Source organism: Bianquea renquensis (assembly GCF_014384895.1).
GTDB classification, from domain to species: Bacteria; Bacillota; Clostridia; order Lachnospirales; family Bianqueaceae; genus Bianquea; species Bianquea renquensis.
The window spans coordinates 259,838-277,596 of record NZ_JACRSQ010000001.1; the positions used below are offsets into that span (position 1 = coordinate 259,838).

At 49.6% G+C, this 17,759-nt stretch carries 18 protein-coding genes; 12 read left to right on the forward strand and 6 right to left on the reverse strand.

Annotated features, from left to right (window positions below):
• Positions 1–5 precede the first annotated feature (5 nt).
• From H8730_RS01110 to H8730_RS01125, 4 genes are all read left to right on the forward strand, one after another.
• Positions 6–1,325, forward strand: coding sequence for a 1-acyl-sn-glycerol-3-phosphate acyltransferase (locus H8730_RS01110; RefSeq protein ID WP_249289167.1), 1,320 nt, complete (start codon positions 6–8; stop codon positions 1,323–1,325).
• Positions 1,303–1,881 (forward strand): NUDIX hydrolase, encoded by a 579-nt coding sequence (locus H8730_RS01115; RefSeq protein ID WP_249289169.1) that lies wholly within the window; start codon positions 1,303–1,305, stop codon positions 1,879–1,881. The genes H8730_RS01110 and H8730_RS01115 overlap by 23 nt, the downstream gene beginning before the upstream one ends.
• Entirely contained in the window at positions 1,878–2,321 is a 444-nt protein-coding gene (locus tag H8730_RS01120; RefSeq protein ID WP_177716440.1) for a YaiI/YqxD family protein, read from the forward strand. The genes H8730_RS01115 and H8730_RS01120 overlap by 4 nt, the downstream gene beginning before the upstream one ends.
• Positions 2,322–2,397: 76 nt before the next feature.
• Positions 2,398–3,219, forward strand: coding sequence for a sugar phosphate isomerase/epimerase family protein (locus tag H8730_RS01125; RefSeq protein WP_249289171.1), 822 nt, complete (start codon positions 2,398–2,400; stop codon positions 3,217–3,219).
• Positions 3,220–3,386: 167 nt separating this feature from the next.
• On the opposite strand, the gene trpS is transcribed toward H8730_RS01125, so the two are convergent.
• Together trpS and H8730_RS01135 are read right to left on the reverse strand one after the other, a co-directional pair.
• The gene (gene trpS, locus H8730_RS01130; RefSeq protein WP_177716446.1) at positions 3,387–4,379 is read right to left on the reverse strand and encodes a tryptophan--tRNA ligase; all 993 of its coding nucleotides are present in this window, start codon (positions 4,377–4,379) and stop codon (positions 3,387–3,389) included.
• Between the two features lie 55 nt (positions 4,380–4,434).
• Positions 4,435–5,103: a vitamin B12 dependent-methionine synthase activation domain-containing protein gene (locus H8730_RS01135; RefSeq protein WP_249289173.1), complete on the reverse strand. Its 669-nt coding sequence runs from the start codon at positions 5,101–5,103 to the stop codon at positions 4,435–4,437.
• A 312-nt stretch (positions 5,104–5,415) separates the two neighbouring features.
• On the opposite strand from H8730_RS01135, the gene H8730_RS01140 reads away from it, so the two are divergent.
• The 4 genes from H8730_RS01140 to H8730_RS01155 all read left to right on the forward strand — a co-directional run bounded on the left by H8730_RS01140 (position 5,416) and on the right by H8730_RS01155 (position 7,987).
• Positions 5,416–5,967 (forward strand): TIGR01440 family protein, encoded by a 552-nt coding sequence (locus tag H8730_RS01140; protein WP_177716449.1) that lies wholly within the window; start codon positions 5,416–5,418, stop codon positions 5,965–5,967.
• 18 nt (positions 5,968–5,985) lie between these two features.
• Positions 5,986–7,215 carry a GNAT family N-acetyltransferase gene (locus H8730_RS01145; RefSeq protein WP_177716451.1) on the forward strand — a complete coding sequence of 410 codons (1,230 nt, stop codon included), beginning with the start codon at positions 5,986–5,988 and terminating at the stop codon, positions 7,213–7,215.
• Positions 7,216–7,233: 18 nt separating this feature from the next.
• Positions 7,234–7,479: a Smr/MutS family protein gene (locus H8730_RS01150; protein ID WP_177716453.1), complete on the forward strand. Its 246-nt coding sequence runs from the start codon at positions 7,234–7,236 to the stop codon at positions 7,477–7,479.
• 67 nt (positions 7,480–7,546) lie between these two features.
• Positions 7,547–7,987: a GNAT family N-acetyltransferase gene (locus tag H8730_RS01155; protein ID WP_177716455.1), complete on the forward strand. Its 441-nt coding sequence runs from the start codon at positions 7,547–7,549 to the stop codon at positions 7,985–7,987.
• An 18-nt stretch (positions 7,988–8,005) separates the two neighbouring features.
• Here the strand turns inward: H8730_RS01155 and H8730_RS01160 are convergent, their stop codons facing one another.
• Together H8730_RS01160 and H8730_RS01165 are read right to left on the reverse strand one after the other, a co-directional pair.
• Complete coding sequence (locus tag H8730_RS01160; RefSeq protein ID WP_177716457.1) at positions 8,006–8,863, reverse strand: AraC family transcriptional regulator; 858 nt, start codon at positions 8,861–8,863, stop codon at positions 8,006–8,008.
• 12 nt (positions 8,864–8,875) lie between these two features.
• Positions 8,876–9,745, reverse strand: coding sequence for an AraC family transcriptional regulator (locus tag H8730_RS01165; RefSeq protein ID WP_249289175.1), 870 nt, complete (start codon positions 9,743–9,745; stop codon positions 8,876–8,878).
• 168 nt (positions 9,746–9,913) lie between these two features.
• Between H8730_RS01165 and H8730_RS01170 the strand changes: the two genes are divergently transcribed.
• From H8730_RS01170 to H8730_RS01180, 3 genes are all read left to right on the forward strand, one after another.
• A complete protein-coding gene (locus H8730_RS01170) occupies positions 9,914–11,035 on the forward strand; it encodes a uroporphyrinogen decarboxylase family protein (protein WP_249289177.1) in 1,122 nt (373 codons plus the stop codon).
• Between the two features lie 185 nt (positions 11,036–11,220).
• Positions 11,221–12,273, forward strand: coding sequence for an inorganic phosphate transporter (locus tag H8730_RS01175; protein ID WP_177716461.1), 1,053 nt, complete (start codon positions 11,221–11,223; stop codon positions 12,271–12,273).
• A gap of 31 nt (positions 12,274–12,304) precedes the next feature.
• Positions 12,305–12,994 (forward strand): DUF47 domain-containing protein, encoded by a 690-nt coding sequence (locus H8730_RS01180; protein WP_177716462.1) that lies wholly within the window; start codon positions 12,305–12,307, stop codon positions 12,992–12,994.
• A 124-nt stretch (positions 12,995–13,118) separates the two neighbouring features.
• On the opposite strand, the gene H8730_RS01185 is transcribed toward H8730_RS01180, so the two are convergent.
• The gene (locus H8730_RS01185) at positions 13,119–14,714 is read right to left on the reverse strand and encodes a CvpA family protein (protein ID WP_177716464.1); all 1,596 of its coding nucleotides are present in this window, start codon (positions 14,712–14,714) and stop codon (positions 13,119–13,121) included.
• Positions 14,715–14,909: 195 nt separating this feature from the next.
• Between H8730_RS01185 and H8730_RS01190 the strand changes: the two genes are divergently transcribed.
• Positions 14,910–16,544 (forward strand): ABC-F family ATP-binding cassette domain-containing protein, encoded by a 1,635-nt coding sequence (locus tag H8730_RS01190; RefSeq protein ID WP_249289180.1) that lies wholly within the window; start codon positions 14,910–14,912, stop codon positions 16,542–16,544.
• A 22-nt stretch (positions 16,545–16,566) separates the two neighbouring features.
• On the opposite strand, the gene H8730_RS01195 is transcribed toward H8730_RS01190, so the two are convergent.
• Entirely contained in the window at positions 16,567–17,754 is a 1,188-nt protein-coding gene (locus H8730_RS01195; protein ID WP_177716468.1) for a DUF1887 family protein, read from the reverse strand.
• Positions 17,755–17,759: the final 5 nt, after the last annotated feature.

Here is a 17,759-nt window from a genome sequence, read left to right on the forward strand (position 1 = left end):
GCTTTATGAGGATAGTGCTGGTGACAGACCGGTGGATGAAGCGGAAGTCATGGAAGATGACGCAGATTGAAGCATTGCGGGAGGAATTGGAGCGGCAAGGCCACCAGACGCTCCTGCTTTCTAACTGGAAAAAACAGAAAAATGGGACCGCGCTTCGCGGAAAGAGGGGCGTGCGCTCATTTCAGCTGTACCGGCGCTTTGGCGTCATTGCGGCGAAACCGAGAGATCGAGTGTTGCAAAAAGCCTTTGAGGGAGCAGACCTGATTCATTTCTGTAGCCCCTTTTTTTTAGGGCGGAGGGGGGAGGAAATCGCCCGGCAGATGAGGATTCCCACTTCCGCGTCCTTCTTTTTAAATCAAACCGAGCTGCCAAACGTGTGGGATCGCTGGTTGCAGTACTGGAATGATCACTTCTATAGCCATTTTTATCGGATTCTCTGCTTTGATTCCAGTACGTCGGAACGCCTCCATACCGCAGGCTACCAGTCTGTTCTTTCGGTGGCGGAGAGCGTGGCATCCTGGGAGTCCTTTTTCGAGGAATCCATACAAGATGTACAATCCCATGGATATCGTCCGATTCATCTGACGAAGTTCCAGCAGCTGTTCTGTCCTGACTTGTCAAAACAGAAGGGACACTATTTTCACCGGTCGGGACTTCGGCATCTGCTGAGCCGACTTCTGACCAATTGCCTTGCCGTCCTGCTTTTTATCATCAATCATATATTCTTTGGATTTCGAGTTGAGGGCCGGCGGAACTTGCGAAAGGTGTCTGGCGGCGCTGTCTCGATAATGAACCATATGCATCCCATGGATTGTACCATGGTTAAGGTCGCACTCATGCCAAGAACCCTTTGGTACGTCAGCCTATCTCGGAATTTTACCCTTCCCCTTGTGGGCTGGCTTATTAAGGCATTAGGCGCAGTCTCTCTGCCTGAGACCGCGCCTGAGCTGATTGCGTTTCAGAAGCAGGCGGTGACAGTGGTGGAAAAGGGGGACATAATCCACTATTACCCGGAAGGGATGTTGAGCCCTTACAATGTGGATGTCAGGCCATTTTACAGAGGGGCGTTTACCGTTGCGGCGGCTGCAAAAGCCCCCATTATCCCCATGACGCTGATCCCCAAAAAGACAGGCCTCCTCCGGCGATTGGTTACCTCAAAACCGAATTTGGTGCTTCGAATCGGAGCGCCTATCTACCCGGACGAGGGGGGCAGCATCCGCCAGAGGACAGATCAATTGATGGAGGAGGCATATTTGGCTGTGACGGGCACCATGGCTAAAATGAAAGGGACAGGGCGATTTTATGGATTACGAAAGGATGATTGAGGCCTTCAAGGCGGAGTCGGATCAGGAGGCGAAGGATCAGGAGACGATGTTGGCGTACATACGGGGAAACAGGTCCACAGTTCTCTACCGGGAGAACAAAATCGCCCACATGACAAGCTCTGGATTTATTATGAATCCGTCATTGGACAAGGTTTTGATGGTCTATCACCGGATCTACGACTCCTGGTCATGGACTGGAGGACATTCCGATGGGGAGAGGAATCTGCTCAAGACAGCTCTCAGAGAGGCGGAAGAAGAGACGGGGGTTGAAACCTTTCAGACGCCTATGAAGGAACTCCTTTCCCTGGCGATACTGCCGGTTCCCGCCCACTATAAGGGAGGGGGCTATGTCGGTGTGCATCTCCATTTTGCCCCTTCTTTTCTTCTGTTAGCGGAGGAGGATTGCCCCCTGCGAATCAAGGAGGATGAAGATGCGGGGGTCCGATGGCTGGACGCGGATGCCTTAGCGCGCTATGTGACGGAGAGAGAGATGCTGCCGGTCTACCAGTGGCTCATTGGAAAGGCCCGCGCGCTGCGAAGGAGCGGGAAGATATGAGGATCGTGGTGGACGCTGACGCCTGTCCGGTGAAAGACATTCTGATTCGAATAGCAAGAGAGCGGCAGATTCCCGTGATCATGGTCTGCGACACAGCACATGAGCTGTCCGATTCATACAGCACCCACATAACCGTGGATAAAGCCAGGGATAGTGCGGACATTTGCTTAGCAAATCTGTTGGAGAGAGAGGATCTTGTGGTCACTCAGGACTATGGAGTGGCAGCCCTGGCGCTGGGCAAGGGGGCTAGAGCGCTGAACCCTATGGGGCTGGAATATACCAACGCCAATATGGATCAGCTGCTCTTCGAGCGGTATGTGGGGCAGAAGATCCGGCGCGGCGGTGGCAGAGCGGGCAAAAATAAAAAGCGGACAGCGGCAGATGATAAAGCGTTTGAAAGAGCGCTGCTTCGCGCGGTGGATGGAAAAAATATGGAGTGATGACTTGATTTCTCTCCTGTTTTAGACTATAATAAAATGTAAACGATTACTCATCGAAGATTAAGGAGGGTCAACTATGAAGACGTTACCAGTTGCATTGCAGGTGTTCTCCGTCCGAGACGATGCAGAAAAGGATTTCAAGGGTACAATGCAGAGGATCAAGGAGATGGGCTATGATGGGGTTGAGCTGGCCGGCCTGTATGGACATACGGCGGAACAGATCCGCAAAATGTTGGACGAAGTGGGAATCCGAGCTATTTCCGCGCACATTCCCTACATGGATTTGATTGCCGACACGGAAGGGATCATCGACCAGTATATGGCCATTGGCTGTGAATATATTGTCATCCCCTATCTGAATGATGAATACCGTCCAGGTGTGGAGAATTTTGGCGAGGTTTTAGAGGCCATCGCCAAGATCGGGGCTGTATGCAAACAGAAGGGCGTTACCCTGCTGTACCATAACCACGATTTTGAGTTTGTCACAATGGAGGACGGATCTTTCGGACTGGACTATATGTACTCCCACGTTTCGCCGGAGTACCTGCAGACGGAGTTGGACTGCTGCTGGGTGAAGGTAGCAGGGCAGGATCCGGCCGCCTACATCAGAAAGTACGCGGGGCGTTGTCCAGTTGTCCATTTGAAAGATTACCGGGGAGAGAAATCGGAACATATGTATGAGCTGATCGGTTTGGAGGAGGACAGAAAAGATGAGGTGAAGAGCACCTTTGAATTCCGCCCTGTAGGATACGGTGTTCAGGATATGCCCTCAATCCTTGCCGCCTCTGTGGAGAGTGGCGCCGATTGGGTTGTGGTGGAGCAGGATGACTCCCTTGACCGGCCCCCCATGGAAGCGGCGGCGATGAGCCGCGAGTATCTTAAATCCCTTGGATGGTAAGGCGCCATGTAGGAAAACCGTACGAGGGTTTCCTTGCCCCAAAAGAGGCTCTAGAGAGGCTATAGCAATGGAAAGCCCCGTTTTCGGGGCTTTTGCCATCACAGAAAAAAAGGACGCCGAGGGCTGCGAAAGCGGTATCCAGGGTGTCCTTTTTGTCCTAAGTTCTGCTATAGTGAAATGCTCATGGCGTCCTTGACTTTCTTTACGGTTTCATCTCCCACCTTGTTGGCCTTCTCGCTTCCGGACACGATGATATCCCGAACCTCGTCCCTGTGCGCTTCGTAGTACGCCCGCTTTTCACGGAAGGGATCAAGCATGGTATTTAATTTTTCAGACAGCTGTTTCTTACAGGCGACACACCCGATGGATGCGCTGCGGCACATGGAACAGATATTGTCATAGTCTTCGCTGTTGAACACCTTGTGATATTGGCTGACCATACAGACATCGGGGTTTCCAGGAGTCTTGACGGATATGCGGTTCGTATCCGTGATGGCGGAGCGAACCTTTTCGGTGACAACCTGGGGAGCGTCAGAGAGGTAGATAGCGTTGCCTAGGCTTTTGCCCATTTTGCTATTGCCGTCAAGCCCAGCCAGTCGGGGACAATCGCTCAACATGGCCTGAGGTTCCTTCAGCGTCTCCCCATACATGTCATTGAAGCGGCGGACAATCTTGCGGGTCAGCTCCATGTGGGGAAGTTGGTCTTCTCCCACCGGCACCAAATCCGCGTTGCAGAAGGTGATATCCGCGGACTGGCTTACCGGATAGCCCAGGAACCCATAGGTGAGATCGTCATAGCCATACTGTTTTGCCTCCGTCTTGATCGTTGGGTTATGGCGAAGCACATTGACAGACACCAACATGGAATAGAAGACGGTAAGTTCTGCGATAGCGGAGATCTGAGATTGGAGAAATAAGGTCACATGCTCCGGATCCAAACCGACGGAGAGATTGTCGATGGCGACATCATAGATGCTATTGTGGATCAAGCCGGGATTTTCAAAGTGCGTCGTCAGCGCCTGGACATCCGCAAGCAGAATAAAAGTATCATAGTCGTGCTGAAGCCGAACTCGGTTTTGTAGGCTTCCCACGTAATGGCCTAAGTGAAGTTTTCCAGTTGTCCGGTCACCGGTTAAAATACGTTTTTTCGTCTCTGACATGGTTCAATCTCCTTCATGGTAATCTATTGTGTTCGCGTATCTGGCGCGTAACGTCCTATTCCTTGTACGGAGCGCGGCGCCCCGGACAGTTCAAGATGGGACAAAATTGACAGTTCTCGTAGGCTTCTTTGCTGGAAAAGAAGAAACCGGAAGAGGATTTGGAGGGAAGCATTAAAAAACTGTCGGTCAAGGCAACGCCGATGTCTTCCGCCCCATTGCCGAGAATCCGAAATAAGACAGCCTGTTGGGTGAGAGGCCATTCTTTGAGAGATCCCGGATTCATGGAGGACATGTGGCCGACAGGGAAGAAACGCTTGCGAATCTGATCGCTCATGTAAGAGCGGATTTTCCCGAGGTAGAATAGTTTGACCTGATCCGCCCAATACTGTTCTAAAGGATCAGAAAAATTGTGAGACCATGCCTCCAGTTCTGTTCCACAGGTGGCGATGTAGGGAAAGACGCGGTGTGTATTTTCTAGATTATGCATGACAAGGGGAGAGGTGATGCGTATCCCCTCGATTTCGATCCAATCGCTGGAGCGGGCTGTGATTTCTGCGATACAGCACACCGCCTTTGGGCTGGCGATTGACATTGCATCCTTCGCCATCCGGTGGATCATATTCAGATCTTCGTCATCATCCAAGATCGATTTGCCGACAATGAAAGCGAGAAGAGCATCTTCCGAATCGTCCAGCCATATGTCTCGAAACAGTATCGTTTCCATCGATCGATGCCTCCTAAAGGAATCCCTTCCATGGATATGCCGCGATCGGCATTCATTGTCTTATTATACATGCTCGCCATAGGAAATGCAAGAAAATCATAAGAAAAAATCCAGTGGGGTACAAAAAGAGAAGGATGCATTTGTCAACCTTTTTTGAAAAATGTTGACAAATGAAATTAATCTGGTAAACTCTAAGTAGATCGATATGTGACACGCGTTGCTTTTTTGTATTAGCAAAAGCAAGCAATCCAGTAGATATGAAGCCTTCATAGAAAATGAGATAGAAGATACGGAAAGGAAATGGAGAATTCTATGTTAGATGAAATACACAACCAGGCTCGCACAGCAATGATGGAACTCCTAAAGGTTGCGAACGTACAGAAGGAGGATATCGTCGTGGTGGGATGCTCATCCAGCGAGGTAGGAGGGCATGCCATCGGCACGGAGTCCAGTACAGATATTGCGGATACAATCTTTGCCGGCATATACCCTATTTTGAAGGAGAGAGGCTTATATCTGGCAGCGCAGTGCTGTGAGCACCTCAACCGCGCGCTTATCGTGGAGAGGGAGGCCGCCCAGCGCTACGGACTTGAGATTGTCAATGCGGTTCCGAAACCGAAAGCGGGGGGCTCCTTCGCGACGGCTGCGTATAAGGCCTTTGCGTACCCCGTGGCTGTGGAGAAGATTCAGGCGAGGGCCGGGTTGGATATCGGGGGAACGCTGATCGGTATGCATCTGGCGCCGGTTGCGGTTCCTGTCAGGATCAGCGTAACCAAGGTTGGAATGGCCAATTTAATCTGCGCCAGGACCAGGCCGAAATTTATCGGGGGCAGCCGGGCACAGTATGACGAAAGCCTTCTGTAAATAAAATGGAGAGCTCCTATGTTAAAAGATAAAATTCAGGCTAGACTTAAAATCCGTCACCTGGAGATGGAACATCTAACCCAGTTCAATGATTTGCTGCGGTATGCGTTCCAGGTCACCTATCAGGAGTTGCTCGACGCGGGTTGGCAGGAGGATGAGATCCGGCAGTCCAAATCCCCGGTTCTGCAAAAGGCGGATGTTCTGGGATGGTTTGATGAAGAGAAATTGGTATCGCAGATTGCCGTGTATCCCATGCGCGTCAATATTCACGGTCGAATCTTTGAGATGGGAGGCGTCACGGGGGTTGCCACTTACCCTGAGTACGCCGGTATGGGGCTTATGCATGAGCTGATGACCCGCAGCCTTCAAGAGATGCGGAGCCGGGGGCAGACGATTTCCTTTTTATATCCCTATTCCATCCCATTTTATCGGAAGAAGGGCTGGGAGATCGTATCCGATAAGATGACATTCTCTATCCGGGATACGCAGCTTCCGAAGCAAGTGGATGTTTCGGGTATGGTGGAGCGGGTTGATTTGGAGCACCCAGATTTAAAAGGCGTACACAATCGATTTACGGAAATTCGCCATGGCGCTCTTGTCCGCGATGATCTAGCGTGGGAAGAGTATTGGCGATGGGATTCTGAGGATGTTGTGGCGGCCCTTTACTATAATGAGCGGCATATACCCCTGGGATATGTGGTCTATTGGATTCGGAATGAAGTCTTTACCATCAAGGAACTAGTCTATCTGAATGAAGAGGCGCGTCATGGCCTTTGGAATTATATCAGCGCCCATTTTTCCATGATCCGCAGGGTGCAGGGGGATAACTACACGGGAGAACCGTTGGCATTTTTGTTGGAGGACAGTGAGATTACCGAGAGCATCGCTCCGTATATCATGGCCCGCATTGTCGATGTACAGGAATTTTTAAAGAGGTATCCTTTTTCGGGAAGTGCGCAGAGGAAGAGTCATACTAAGCTGACGTTTTCCATCGCAGATCCCATGGCGGAGTGGAACCGTGGGATCTTTTCAGTCCAGTGGGATGCGCAGGGAGTACAGCATATCTCGCGGGAAGTGATCGGTGAGCCAGTGGAAATGGATATTCAAACCCTGACGGCTATGCTATTGAGCTATAAACGGCCGTCGTATCTATATCGGATTGAGAGGATCAAGGCGGCGCAGGAGGATATCGAGGTGCTGGAGACGTTGATCAGGCGAGAACAGCCGTATTTTTCAGACTATTTTTAAGAGGGGAGTTGCGCGCCAATGAGCCCGGGGATATGGGAGATCGACATTCATAATCTAAATCAGTATCAGGCTAAGATTCGGATTGAAAGCCAGCTTCGGCGCGCGGACCGCGCGGTATATGTCCTCAGAATCATCCATGGCTATAATCAAGGAACAGCGCTGAAAGATATGATTCGGACACAATTCAGCGGGCATCAAAAGGTCAAGCGGATTGTCCCCGGGTCCAATCCAGGCGTTACAGAATTGATTTTGCGGGAGTTATAATGTCAACACGCGGGGCGGCAGCAATGCCAATATACTTGCAAACACGTGGCATAGGAGACATAATCTTATGATTCGAGAAATTAACCATGAGGATCTTCCTTCCTTGCTTGAACTCTACACGCAGCTTCACCATAACGAAATGCCCCAAGAAAGTGAACAGCTCGTAGAACTTTGGAACAATATTGTAAATGATAGGAATCATCATATTATAATTGCAGAAAAAGATAGAAAAATTGTATCCTCCTGCGTTCTTGTCATCATTCCCAACCTCACTCATGGCCAGCGGCCATACGCACTTGTGGAGAACGTCATAACGGATCGTGACCACAGGAAACAGGGCTTAGCATCAGCTTGCCTTGATTACGCAAGACAGATAGCCGTTGAAAGCGGTTGTTATAAAATCATGCTTTTAACAGGTTCAAAAGAAGAAAGTACGCTAAATTTTTATGAGCACTGTGGATACAATCGAAACGATAAGACTGCATTCATCCAGTGGCTGAATTCTTAAAATGATGTGAAGGGATATTCATGAGCCACGGCGGCGAAACTGGTTCGGCGTGGCCCCCATATAGCTCTTAAACTGGCGATAAAACTGTGTTTTATCGCCATATCCTACATCTGTGGCAATCGTCTCAATGGGCCAGTCGGTGTCCTGTAGCAGACGACATGCCTTTTCAATGCGTTTGCGCTGAATGAAATCGGTCAGGCTCATGCCACTGTACTCTTTAAAAACCCGGCTGAAGTAGGAGGGGTTGTAGAAACATTGTTCCGCCAACTCTGGCAGCGTAATTTTTTCAGAGCAGTGTTCCTCGATGTAGGCTAAAAGATCGGGAGTCAGGGGGCTGGATGAGACAGGAGAACTTTCATTTGCCAGCTGCATCCTGCGCAGGATATGGACAAGGAAAACCTGCATATAACCTTTGAGAATTGACTGATAGCCGGTTTGCTTTGCCTTAAATTCCCGATGCATGGCATCGGTGATTCCCTCGATCTCCAAAAGTTCTTTCCCTGAAAAGGAGACGAAAGGCGTTGTGGGGTTGAGGCTGCGAAATTCCTCAAATGCTGTCAGCGCCAACAGCTCAAAGGCGTTCTCCGAGTTAATCAGTTCCATGCTGATAAACTCTGGTTTTAGCAGAATATTATAATACTCAATGCTGGTTTTTGTCGAAAATGCATGAGTCTGCCCATAATTGATAAAGAGCAGTGTGCCCTTCTGTATGGGATAGCAAAGCCCGTTGACCGATTGCTGCCCGTCTCCGGATAGAACATAGACGATTTCGATGAAATCATGGGTGTGAACGGCCTCTGTACCTGAGGTGCGGGTCTTTTGGATGGTGATGGACTCGTTCCGGCTAAAGAGCTGATCCGCGCGGTATTGAAACATGGCTCCAACCTCCTAAAGCGTCGACTGCGCCCATTTTTTTCGATACGCTAAGGGCGTCATCTTTTCCCGATTCTGAAATAGGTTGATGAAATGATTGACGTGATGGACGCCAACGAGTTCTGCAATGTCTGCAACGGATTGATCCGTACATTTGAGAAGTTCTTTGGCCTTGGTAATACGCAAATTGATCAAATATTCATGGGGAGGGGTCCCGATGTACCGCTTGAACTGCTTTGCCATGTGATATTTGCTAATACTAAACTGCTTTGCCAGATCATCGAGACAGATGGGGGATGCCAGGTTCTGCTGCATATAGTCTGCGCACTGCCGGATATAAGACGGGATTGACTCCCTGTTCAAGGAGGAATCCTGGGCCATGATCATATCCGTCAACAGATCCACGAGATGCCGCTGCATCAAGATATCATAGCGGGACAGGGGCATGCGGGCGAGAGCAAGGAGAGCGCTGAGGGTGTGAACAATGGAGCTATCGCGGTCGGTCAAGATCACGGGGCAATCGTGTTCCGCGTACTGTTCATAAAAATAGGGGGCCATGGCGCCGTTAAAATGAAGATAGAGGAAAGACCAGATCCCATCGCCTCGATTACGATAGTCGTGATCCTCCATACAATCAATCCAAAATATATGCCCTGGAAGAAGCGTATACTCGCGCTGATGATAGCACAGAAGTCCTGTTCCGGAAAAGGTGTAAAGCAGAAGATGAGAATCCAGACCGCTGCGATGGGTAAAATAGGAGGGATACGTGTGATACTCGCCGATTCCTTCCAGGCAAAGTCCGGAGAAGCGGGCGATGATACTGGGAACAGGCGAAATCCCGAAGGATTCAGGTGTAATGCTTAGATTATATTGAATAGACTGCATGGCTACCTCCAGGACCAATCACAAGATCCTTATATATTATCACAAGATTCTGACTTTCTTTCTCCATTATAATGAAGTATACTAAAAAAGTAAAGACTTTTATTGTACCGGGTTACATCACAAGATAGTTTACTTCGGAATATGAAAAGAGCATGGAGGGATAGGATCATGGCGATGACCTTACGAGAGAATTCACTAGCAATTCTGCGCTATGAAAATTATGAGAAGCTTCCCATCGTCAATTTCGGATACTGGGGAGAGACACTGCAAAAGTGGGTGCAGGAAGGGCATTTGACCCAGGACGAGATTCAAAATGCGGGGGATGGGTCTGAAAATGATCGCAGGATAGGAAGAAAATTAGGGTTTGATTTCAACTGGTATTCTTGCTTTGGCGGGAGCTGTGGGATACACCCCCCCTTTGAACAAAAGGTGCTGGAGGTGCGGGAAGATGGCTCCAAGATCATGGTGGATTCCAACGGAGTCATTGTGAAGGTCAAGGATGATATTGTTTCCATACCATCGGAGATCGATCACATGTTAAAGGACCGGGAGTCATGGGAGAGGGATTTTAAGCACCGCCTTCAGTACAGTGAGTCGCGCATCAATCTGGATGCGCTGGCGAAGATTCCGAGGCCGGAGGAGCGGGAGACGCCTTTGGGCATTCACTGTGGCAGTCTGTTTGGCGAGATTCGGAATATTTTAGGAGTCGAAGGGACAAGTTATGTATACTGTGACGATGAAGAGCTCTATGATGAGATCATCGACACAGTGGGAGAACTATGCTACAAGGTTGTCAAGCGAATTCTGGAATCCGGTGTTCAGTTTGATTTTGGACATTTCTGGGAGGACATCTGCTTTAAAAATGGTCCACTTGTGATTCCATCGGTCTTCGCGGAGAAGGTCGGTCCCCACTACAAGAAAATTACGGAACTTCTGCGGGAGCATGCTATCGACATCGTAAGTCTGGACTGTGATGGCCAGATCGATGCGTTGATTCCAATCTGGCTGGAGAATGGAGTGAACACCATGTTCCCCATCGAGGTTGGTACTTGGGGGGCCAGCATCGCGCCGTGGAGGGAGAAGTATGGAAACGCAATCCGCGGGGTGGGAGGCATGAACAAAACAGTTTTCGCCCAGGATTACGCGGCGGTGGACCGAGAAGTGGAGCGCCTTAAGCCTTTAGTCGCGCTGGGGGGATACATCCCCTGTATGGATCATCGGATACCGCCCGATGCGAAATGGGAAAATGTACAGTATTATTGTGAGCAGATGCGCAAAGCCTTTCAATAATCATGGCGTATGAGGCGGTTAGGAGTATGTAGCTGCATATGAGTCAGACTTTTGGATGGAATATATTTCCTGGGAAATAATGGTAAAAATCGGGGGGATTCATTCAAGCTTGCAATTCTCTCCTTTCCATGATAAAATAAGATGGGATTATGGTTTTGACCATATGGGAAAGGAGAATACAGAAGATGACCATTACTCTGACTGATTTTATACAACAGCTCTTTTCGAATCCAGTCCTCTTCGTTACGGTTATCCTCACGCTGTCTGTTATTCTGGTCAATGGTTGGACTGACGCCCCCAATGCCATTGCAACCTGCGTATCGACCAGAGCCATGACGCCAAGAGCCGCTATCATGATGGCCGCCATCTTTAACTTTCTTGGCGTACTGCTGATGACGTCCCTCAATGCGACCGTAGCGATGACAATTTACAATATTGCGGATTTTGGTGGAAATTCCGCGGATGCACTTATTGCTCTCTGTGCTGCCCTTTTGGCCATTGTGGTCTGGGCCACCGCAGCATGGATCTTTGGGATTCCTACCAGTGAGAGCCATGCGCTCATCGCCGGTATTTCCGGCGCCGCCATCGCGCTTCACGGGAGTTTCAAGGGGATTCACGGCCAGGAATGGATGAAGGTCATCTATGGTCTGCTGTTGTCAACCGTATTGGGTTTCGCAGTCGGCTGGTTGGTAGTCAAGTTCACTGGATATCTATTTCGAAGGTTTGACCGCCAAAAAACAGATCAAGTTTTTAAATACGCGCAGATTGCCGGCGGAGCGGCCATGGCCTTTATGCACGGCGCACAGGACGGACAGAAATTCATGGGTGTTTTTCTGCTGGGAGTGTTTCTCGCCAACGGAGTGGGAACCGTGGAATCCTTTCAGATTCCCATATGGCTTATGATCCTATGTTCACTGGTCATGGGACTCGGCACGTCCATTGGCGGATATCGGATAATCAAAACTGTAGGGATGGATATGGTCAAGCTGGAGCGGTACCAGGGTTTTTCGGCGGATGTGGCCGCTGCCGGCTGCCTTCTCCTATGTTCCATCGCGGGCATTCCGGTGAGTACGACGCACACAAAGACAACGGCCATTATGGGCGTCGGAGCAGCTAAGCGGCTTTCCGCCGTCAAGTGGTCCACTGTCAAGGAGATGGTGTTAACCTGGGTCCTTACCTTTCCAGGATGTGGATTGATTGGATTTTTGATGGCAAAACTGTTTATATGGATCTTTTAGAGCGCGGTTGTTGAGGAAAGGATGAGCACATATGGGAGATAAGGAAAAAGACAAAAGCAAAGAGAAAGAGAAGGCCAAGGAAAAAGATAAAAATAAAAAGAAGAAAAAAAAGAAACAAATGAATTATTTTGAAGCGTTCATCGACGCGGTGGAATTATCCTGTCTCGCTGCGGAGATGTTGCAGTCGGTTCTAGAGAATTTTGACCGGTCGCAGATTGAGAGTCAAGTGAAGGAGATTCACAAGATTGAGCATACCGCGGACTTGGAACAACATGTGGTGGTGCAGAAGCTTATGCATGAGTTTATCACACCGATTGACCGGGAGGATATCAACCGTCTATCCCATGAGATCGACGCGGTGACGGATTCGGTGGAAGAGGTGCTGATGAACGTGTATATGTATCGGATCGAAGAGATTACACCGGCGGCCAACGAGATGGCCGCCCTGATCGTGCGCTGCTGCCGCGCCCTCAAAAATGCCATGGAGGAATTCCAAAATTTTCCTAAAACCAAAATGCTCCATGAAAAGTTGGTGGAGATTCACGATCTGGAGGAGCAGGCGGATCGGATCTATTCCAAAGCAGTCTATGAGCTATACGGAAGCCAGGACCCCATCAAAGTGCTGGCGTGGAATCAGACATACGACCACATGGAGAGCTGCTGCGATGCCTGCGAGCATGTTGCTAACGCAATCGAGAGCGTCATGATGAAGAATACGTAATGTAAGCATTCAAATAAAAGACGAAAGCTTTCGCAGCTTTCGTCTTTTGTTTTTCTCGTCCTATCGGAACGTCCGCCGTGAGCGGACCGGATTCCGAGGAGCCGAAGATGTGGAATGGGGCAGCTCACTCTTGAATGTTTGTGACAAGATTATACATCTCCCCTGGGTAATAGTCCAGCGTAATGGTGTCGCCCACAGAGTACCGGATCACTTGAACAAAATCTTTTACGGGGATGTCGAATATTTCCTTGGATTGGCTCAACATGAGATAATAGTGGGAGTTTCCGTCGATGACGGCTTCCGCAATCCTCTCAATGGAGCCGGTTATGGTTTTGCCCGTCCCCTCAGAAGGCTCCGCTTGAATTCCATTGCTGTTCATGAGCTCGATATAGGTTTTTTCACATTCCTGCACGCTATTTCCCACGGCGACGATGGTATACTTTTCAATATTGACCATGGCGTACATTTTGACAAGACCGGCATTATCCTTCAGCGCCATGAAATACGTGGGTTCGTCCGCGATGTTGAGGAGGAGAGGGAACGTGGCCTCATATCCCAAATGCTGGACTTGGCCTTGGGCGGAGTCCATTGCAGAATATTCTTTTGCGCCGGGGATGACGTAATACCGCGTCTCCATCGTGCGCTGATTCATCAAAACGAAACCGACGATGGACTGATCCCCGCTGACGGAGGTGACACCGGTATAAACCCATACGTCATCGTCCAGGGCGATGTAATTGTATCCCTCCGTTGTCTGGAGACAGTCCTTTTGCCCGAGTACGCTGTTGAAAAAGCCGTGTTTCAGGGTTCCGTAGTAATCGTATAAACCGACGAGCAGATCGGCGGAGTACACGCGGTCGATCCAGGTGGGTGCCTCCTCCACGGCATAGTCCTGAAGTTCCCCTGTGATGGCGTTGACCAGCACGACCCGTCCGATGGTGACGCCCCCAAAAAGGCCGATGTTGTATTGCTTGACCGGGCAGATCCAGTAGGGCGTCCCGGTATCGTCGATCTCAAAGCTGGGGTCATCGAAGATGTAGGTGGGAAAATTAAATCGCAGGTGGCGCTTTAGATTGCGGTTAAAATGGTCAAAAGGGGTGTATTTCATGCCCTGCTCGAGTATGATGCATTCCACATCCTGCGTCGCCATGTTGATACGAATGTACGCAGGAATTCCATCGCCGGAGTTCGTCAGCCATTTGATGGTATTGGCATACCGCAAGGGCGTCACCCGATAGGGGGATTCCTGAAAATTAATCTGCGTATACAGATCACTGACTTCAAACTGGGAGACCATGTCCACCAGGCTCCCCATCTTTCGCTGCCCTAGGACAGTGGCGGAATCCTTGTCCAGCAGCGGAATCTCGTTGAAACTGATTTCCTGGATATCCTCAGTAAAATTTCGCTCCTCAACAGCCATCAGCTGTTGGTACTTCTTCGCATTGACGATGGGGGAGGAGAGAAGGCTTCCAATCAGAAAGATGGCCAGAATAGCGCCCAACACGATGATGCCAGTCAGTTTGACCTTTTTGATGGGAACTCCCCGCTTTTTATAGAGCCCTCCATAGATTGCGGCGAAGATCGCAGCGCAGAGCACAAAAATGAAGATCCAAAATCCGGACGCGTGGATATTGATCGCCGGAAGGGTAATGTAATAGTACAGAAATGCTGCCACTAGGACTAAGATAATCCCAAGACCGGTCTTGCCCTTTTTTTTCATACATATCCTCCATTCGCCATTCTCCAGGGCGCATTTTGTTAAGTAGGGCTATTCTACCATTATTCGTGGAAAAAAACAAGGCGGTATCGATAAAAACTTGCGGGCAAAGGACTTGCTTTTTCTCTGAGAAGCCAGTATAATAAACCCTTGACATATGGATGTTTCTATACCTTTTGTAAAAAAGTTGGAGGGACCATGATTACAGTAACAGATGTAAGCTTAAATTTTAACGGACAGAAACTCTTTTCCGACGTAAATCTAAAATTTACCAATGGAAATTGCTACGGAATCATCGGCGCAAACGGCGCGGGAAAATCCACCTTTTTGAAGATTCTTTCTGGAGAGATTGATTTTTCAACCGGTGAAGTTAGCATCACACCTGGCACCCGTATGTCCATTTTGAAGCAGGATCACTATGCCTATGATGCCTTTACGGTGCTGGACACCATCATTATGGGCAATGCCAGGCTGTATGAGATTATGAAGCAGAAGGATGCGCTGTACGCCAAAGAGGAGTTTACAGAGGAGGATGGAATTTTGGCCTCGGAGCTGGAGGCGGAATTCGCGGAGCTGAACGGTTGGGACGCGGAGCTGGAGGCCTCCAAGCTTTTGCAGGGATTGGGCATGAACGCGGATGAACTTTTATACAGTCCCATGTCGTCTGTCGCTGAGAAGCAGAAGGTTAAAATCCTTCTAGCGCAGGCTCTGTTTGGGAATCCGGATATCATCCTTTTGGACGAGCCCACCAACTCGCTGGACATCGATTCTGTGAGCTGGTTAGAAGACTTTTTGATGGAGTACCCGGGGACTGTTATCGTTGTATCCCATGACCGGTATTTCCTCAATACAGTCTGTACCCACATCGTGGATATCGACTATAATAAGGTCAAGATGTATACGGGCAACTATGATTTCTGGTATGAGTCATCCCAGCTGATTCAGCGGATGATCCGGGATCAAAATAAGAAAAATGAAGATAAGATCCGGGAGCTTCAGGCTTTCATCCAGCGATTCTCAGCGAATAAATCCAAATCCCGCCAGGCCACTAGCCGGCGAAAGCTGTTGGATAAACTGACAGTGGAAGAGATGCCGGCGTCCTCCAGACGGTATCCCTTTGTCGGTTTTACCATGGACCGGGAAGTTGGACGCGAAGTGTTGACGGTGGACAATCTCACCAAGACCATAGATGGCGTGAGAGTTCTCGATCATGTTTCCTTCCGCGTGAACCGGGAAGACAAGATTGCCTTTGTAGGAGATCAGGAGATCGCCGTTACGACTCTATTCCAGATTTTGATGGGCGAGTTGGAGCCCGACGAGGGGAGCTTTAAATGGGGAGTCAGCACCTCCCAGGCCTATTTCCCGAAGGACAATACCCAGTTTTTCCAGGGCAGCGAGCTCAATCTCTTGGAGTGGCTAGGGCAGTATTCCAGGACGGATCTTACGGAGACCTATCTCCGGGGCTTTCTGGGAAAGATGCTCTTTTCCGGCGATGAGGTCTTTAAACCGGTGAAGGTGCTGTCCGGCGGTGAAAAAGTCCGCTGTATGCTGTCGAGAATGATGATGAGCGGTGCGAACGTTCTACTGTTGGATCAGCCGACCAACCACCTGGATCTGGAATCGATCACGGCTGTGAACAATGGCTTGATAGATTTTAAAGGCGTCGTCCTGTTTGCATCCCATGATCACCAGTTCATCGACACCATCGCAAACCGGATCATGGAATTCACACCCGATGGGTTGATCGACCGTTCCGTAACGTATGAAGAGTATCTGGCCATGAAGAGCTCACAGAATGCAAACTCTAACAGAACATCCGGTTCTTTGGAATGAAAAAAGCCTGACAGTATCAGGCTTACGTGCGATCAGCCAGCTTTTGCAGGTGTTTGAGGAACCGGCGCTCCTGTAAGTCATGCCGGTCGATCAAAGTAATTTTCATTTCCTGCGCCCGCTTGAGTATAGTGGGCGCTTCCTTTTGGGCGTCGCAGGTGGTGATCATCACCGTCTTGGAGAAACTTCCGCCGAAGCGCTTTGCGTAAAGCTCAATCTCATTGAGTGCCGCGGTGGATGGCACAGAACTTTTGCAGGAGATGAAAACCGGTGTCGCGCAAGAAATTAGGAGGGCGTCGATCTCGTTGACCGCACAGGCAAAATCATTTTCTGGACCGTCCCAATCGATGATGACGCTCATGCGATGGGCGGCAAACAACCCAGATCGCTTTGCTAAAATATGCACATACATTTCCAGCCAAACTCCCTGGGAGGTAAGGCACTGGTGGTAAAAGGGGCTGGCGTAGGTAATCTCAATGGTTTTGGCTGTCAGGCTATATGTCTGAATGAATCCGAGGGATCGGGCCAGCTGAAGAAACTCCACATTTAAGGATAAGAGACGGCCGTTTCCCGTCAGGGAGGAGCGGGGACCATAGAATTTCGTGCGGCTGGGTTTGCCCTTATTGGTTTCAGGCTTTAATGACTGTAGATACCAGCAGAATTGTTGCCATTGTTCTGGCTTTTCCACAGTTTTATGGAAAAAGGGCAGGATTTGATCATAGTCTTCTTCCGGGACATCCATATGAATGTGGCCGCTGATGGATGCCCCGGCGGCTTCGATGAAATCTTCCAGATACAAAGTGGGAAGATGAAAGGAAGGGAGAAGAGCTGAGGCAAAGCCCAGGTCCAGCATCCGTCCCGACGGATAATCGATGGAAAAATGGGGAATCCTAGTGGAATGACAGAAGTGGCTGGCACAGACAAGTCCGCCGTGGCTGTTGCCGCCGGTGCAGTCCAAGACCATATCCGGATATTTGGCATATAGCAAGGAGAGGGCCTCAACAATGGTATCGGGTTTGTGATAAGAAATAGGGCGGAGCGTTATGTCCATGGCGGGAAATCGCTTTGTCAGACTGTGACGGATATGATGCAGCTGTTCTGTGTCGTCCTGGGCAGGGTCATACAGATAGACGCAGCGCGCAGGGGTCATGCAGTGAACGGATACGATATTATACAAAATCTCGGAGTCATAAAATTTAATCAGCGTATTCACGGGAG

What these genes read in the sequence shown, in the direction of transcription:
- H8730_RS01125 (WP_249289171.1), top strand. Translation starts at nt 2,398, where the DNA reads ATGAAGACGTTACCAGTTGCATTGCAGGTGTTCTCCGTCCGAGACGAT.
- H8730_RS01150 (WP_177716453.1), top strand. Translation starts at nt 7,234, where the DNA reads ATGAGCCCGGGGATATGGGAGATCGACATTCATAATCTAAATCAGTAT.
- H8730_RS01110 (WP_249289167.1), top strand. Translation starts at nt 6, where the DNA reads ATGAGGATAGTGCTGGTGACAGACCGGTGGATGAAGCGGAAGTCATGG.
- H8730_RS01165 (WP_249289175.1), bottom strand. Translation starts at nt 9,745, where the DNA reads ATGCAGTCTATTCAATATAATCTAAGCATTACACCTGAATCCTTCGGG.
- H8730_RS01180 (WP_177716462.1), top strand. Translation starts at nt 12,305, where the DNA reads ATGGGAGATAAGGAAAAAGACAAAAGCAAAGAGAAAGAGAAGGCCAAG.
- H8730_RS01185 (WP_177716464.1), bottom strand. Translation starts at nt 14,714, where the DNA reads ATGAAAAAAAAGGGCAAGACCGGTCTTGGGATTATCTTAGTCCTAGTG.
- H8730_RS01160 (WP_177716457.1), bottom strand. Translation starts at nt 8,863, where the DNA reads ATGTTTCAATACCGCGCGGATCAGCTCTTTAGCCGGAACGAGTCCATC.
- H8730_RS01120 (WP_177716440.1), top strand. Translation starts at nt 1,878, where the DNA reads ATGAGGATCGTGGTGGACGCTGACGCCTGTCCGGTGAAAGACATTCTG.
- H8730_RS01145 (WP_177716451.1), top strand. Translation starts at nt 5,986, where the DNA reads ATGTTAAAAGATAAAATTCAGGCTAGACTTAAAATCCGTCACCTGGAG.
- H8730_RS01135 (WP_249289173.1), bottom strand. Translation starts at nt 5,103, where the DNA reads ATGGAAACGATACTGTTTCGAGACATATGGCTGGACGATTCGGAAGAT.
- H8730_RS01155 (WP_177716455.1), top strand. Translation starts at nt 7,547, where the DNA reads ATGATTCGAGAAATTAACCATGAGGATCTTCCTTCCTTGCTTGAACTC.
- trpS (WP_177716446.1), bottom strand. Translation starts at nt 4,379, where the DNA reads ATGTCAGAGACGAAAAAACGTATTTTAACCGGTGACCGGACAACTGGA.
- H8730_RS01170 (WP_249289177.1), top strand. Translation starts at nt 9,914, where the DNA reads ATGGCGATGACCTTACGAGAGAATTCACTAGCAATTCTGCGCTATGAA.
- H8730_RS01115 (WP_249289169.1), top strand. Translation starts at nt 1,303, where the DNA reads ATGGATTACGAAAGGATGATTGAGGCCTTCAAGGCGGAGTCGGATCAG.
- H8730_RS01140 (WP_177716449.1), top strand. Translation starts at nt 5,416, where the DNA reads ATGTTAGATGAAATACACAACCAGGCTCGCACAGCAATGATGGAACTC.
- H8730_RS01175 (WP_177716461.1), top strand. Translation starts at nt 11,221, where the DNA reads ATGACCATTACTCTGACTGATTTTATACAACAGCTCTTTTCGAATCCA.
- H8730_RS01190 (WP_249289180.1), top strand. Translation starts at nt 14,910, where the DNA reads ATGATTACAGTAACAGATGTAAGCTTAAATTTTAACGGACAGAAACTC.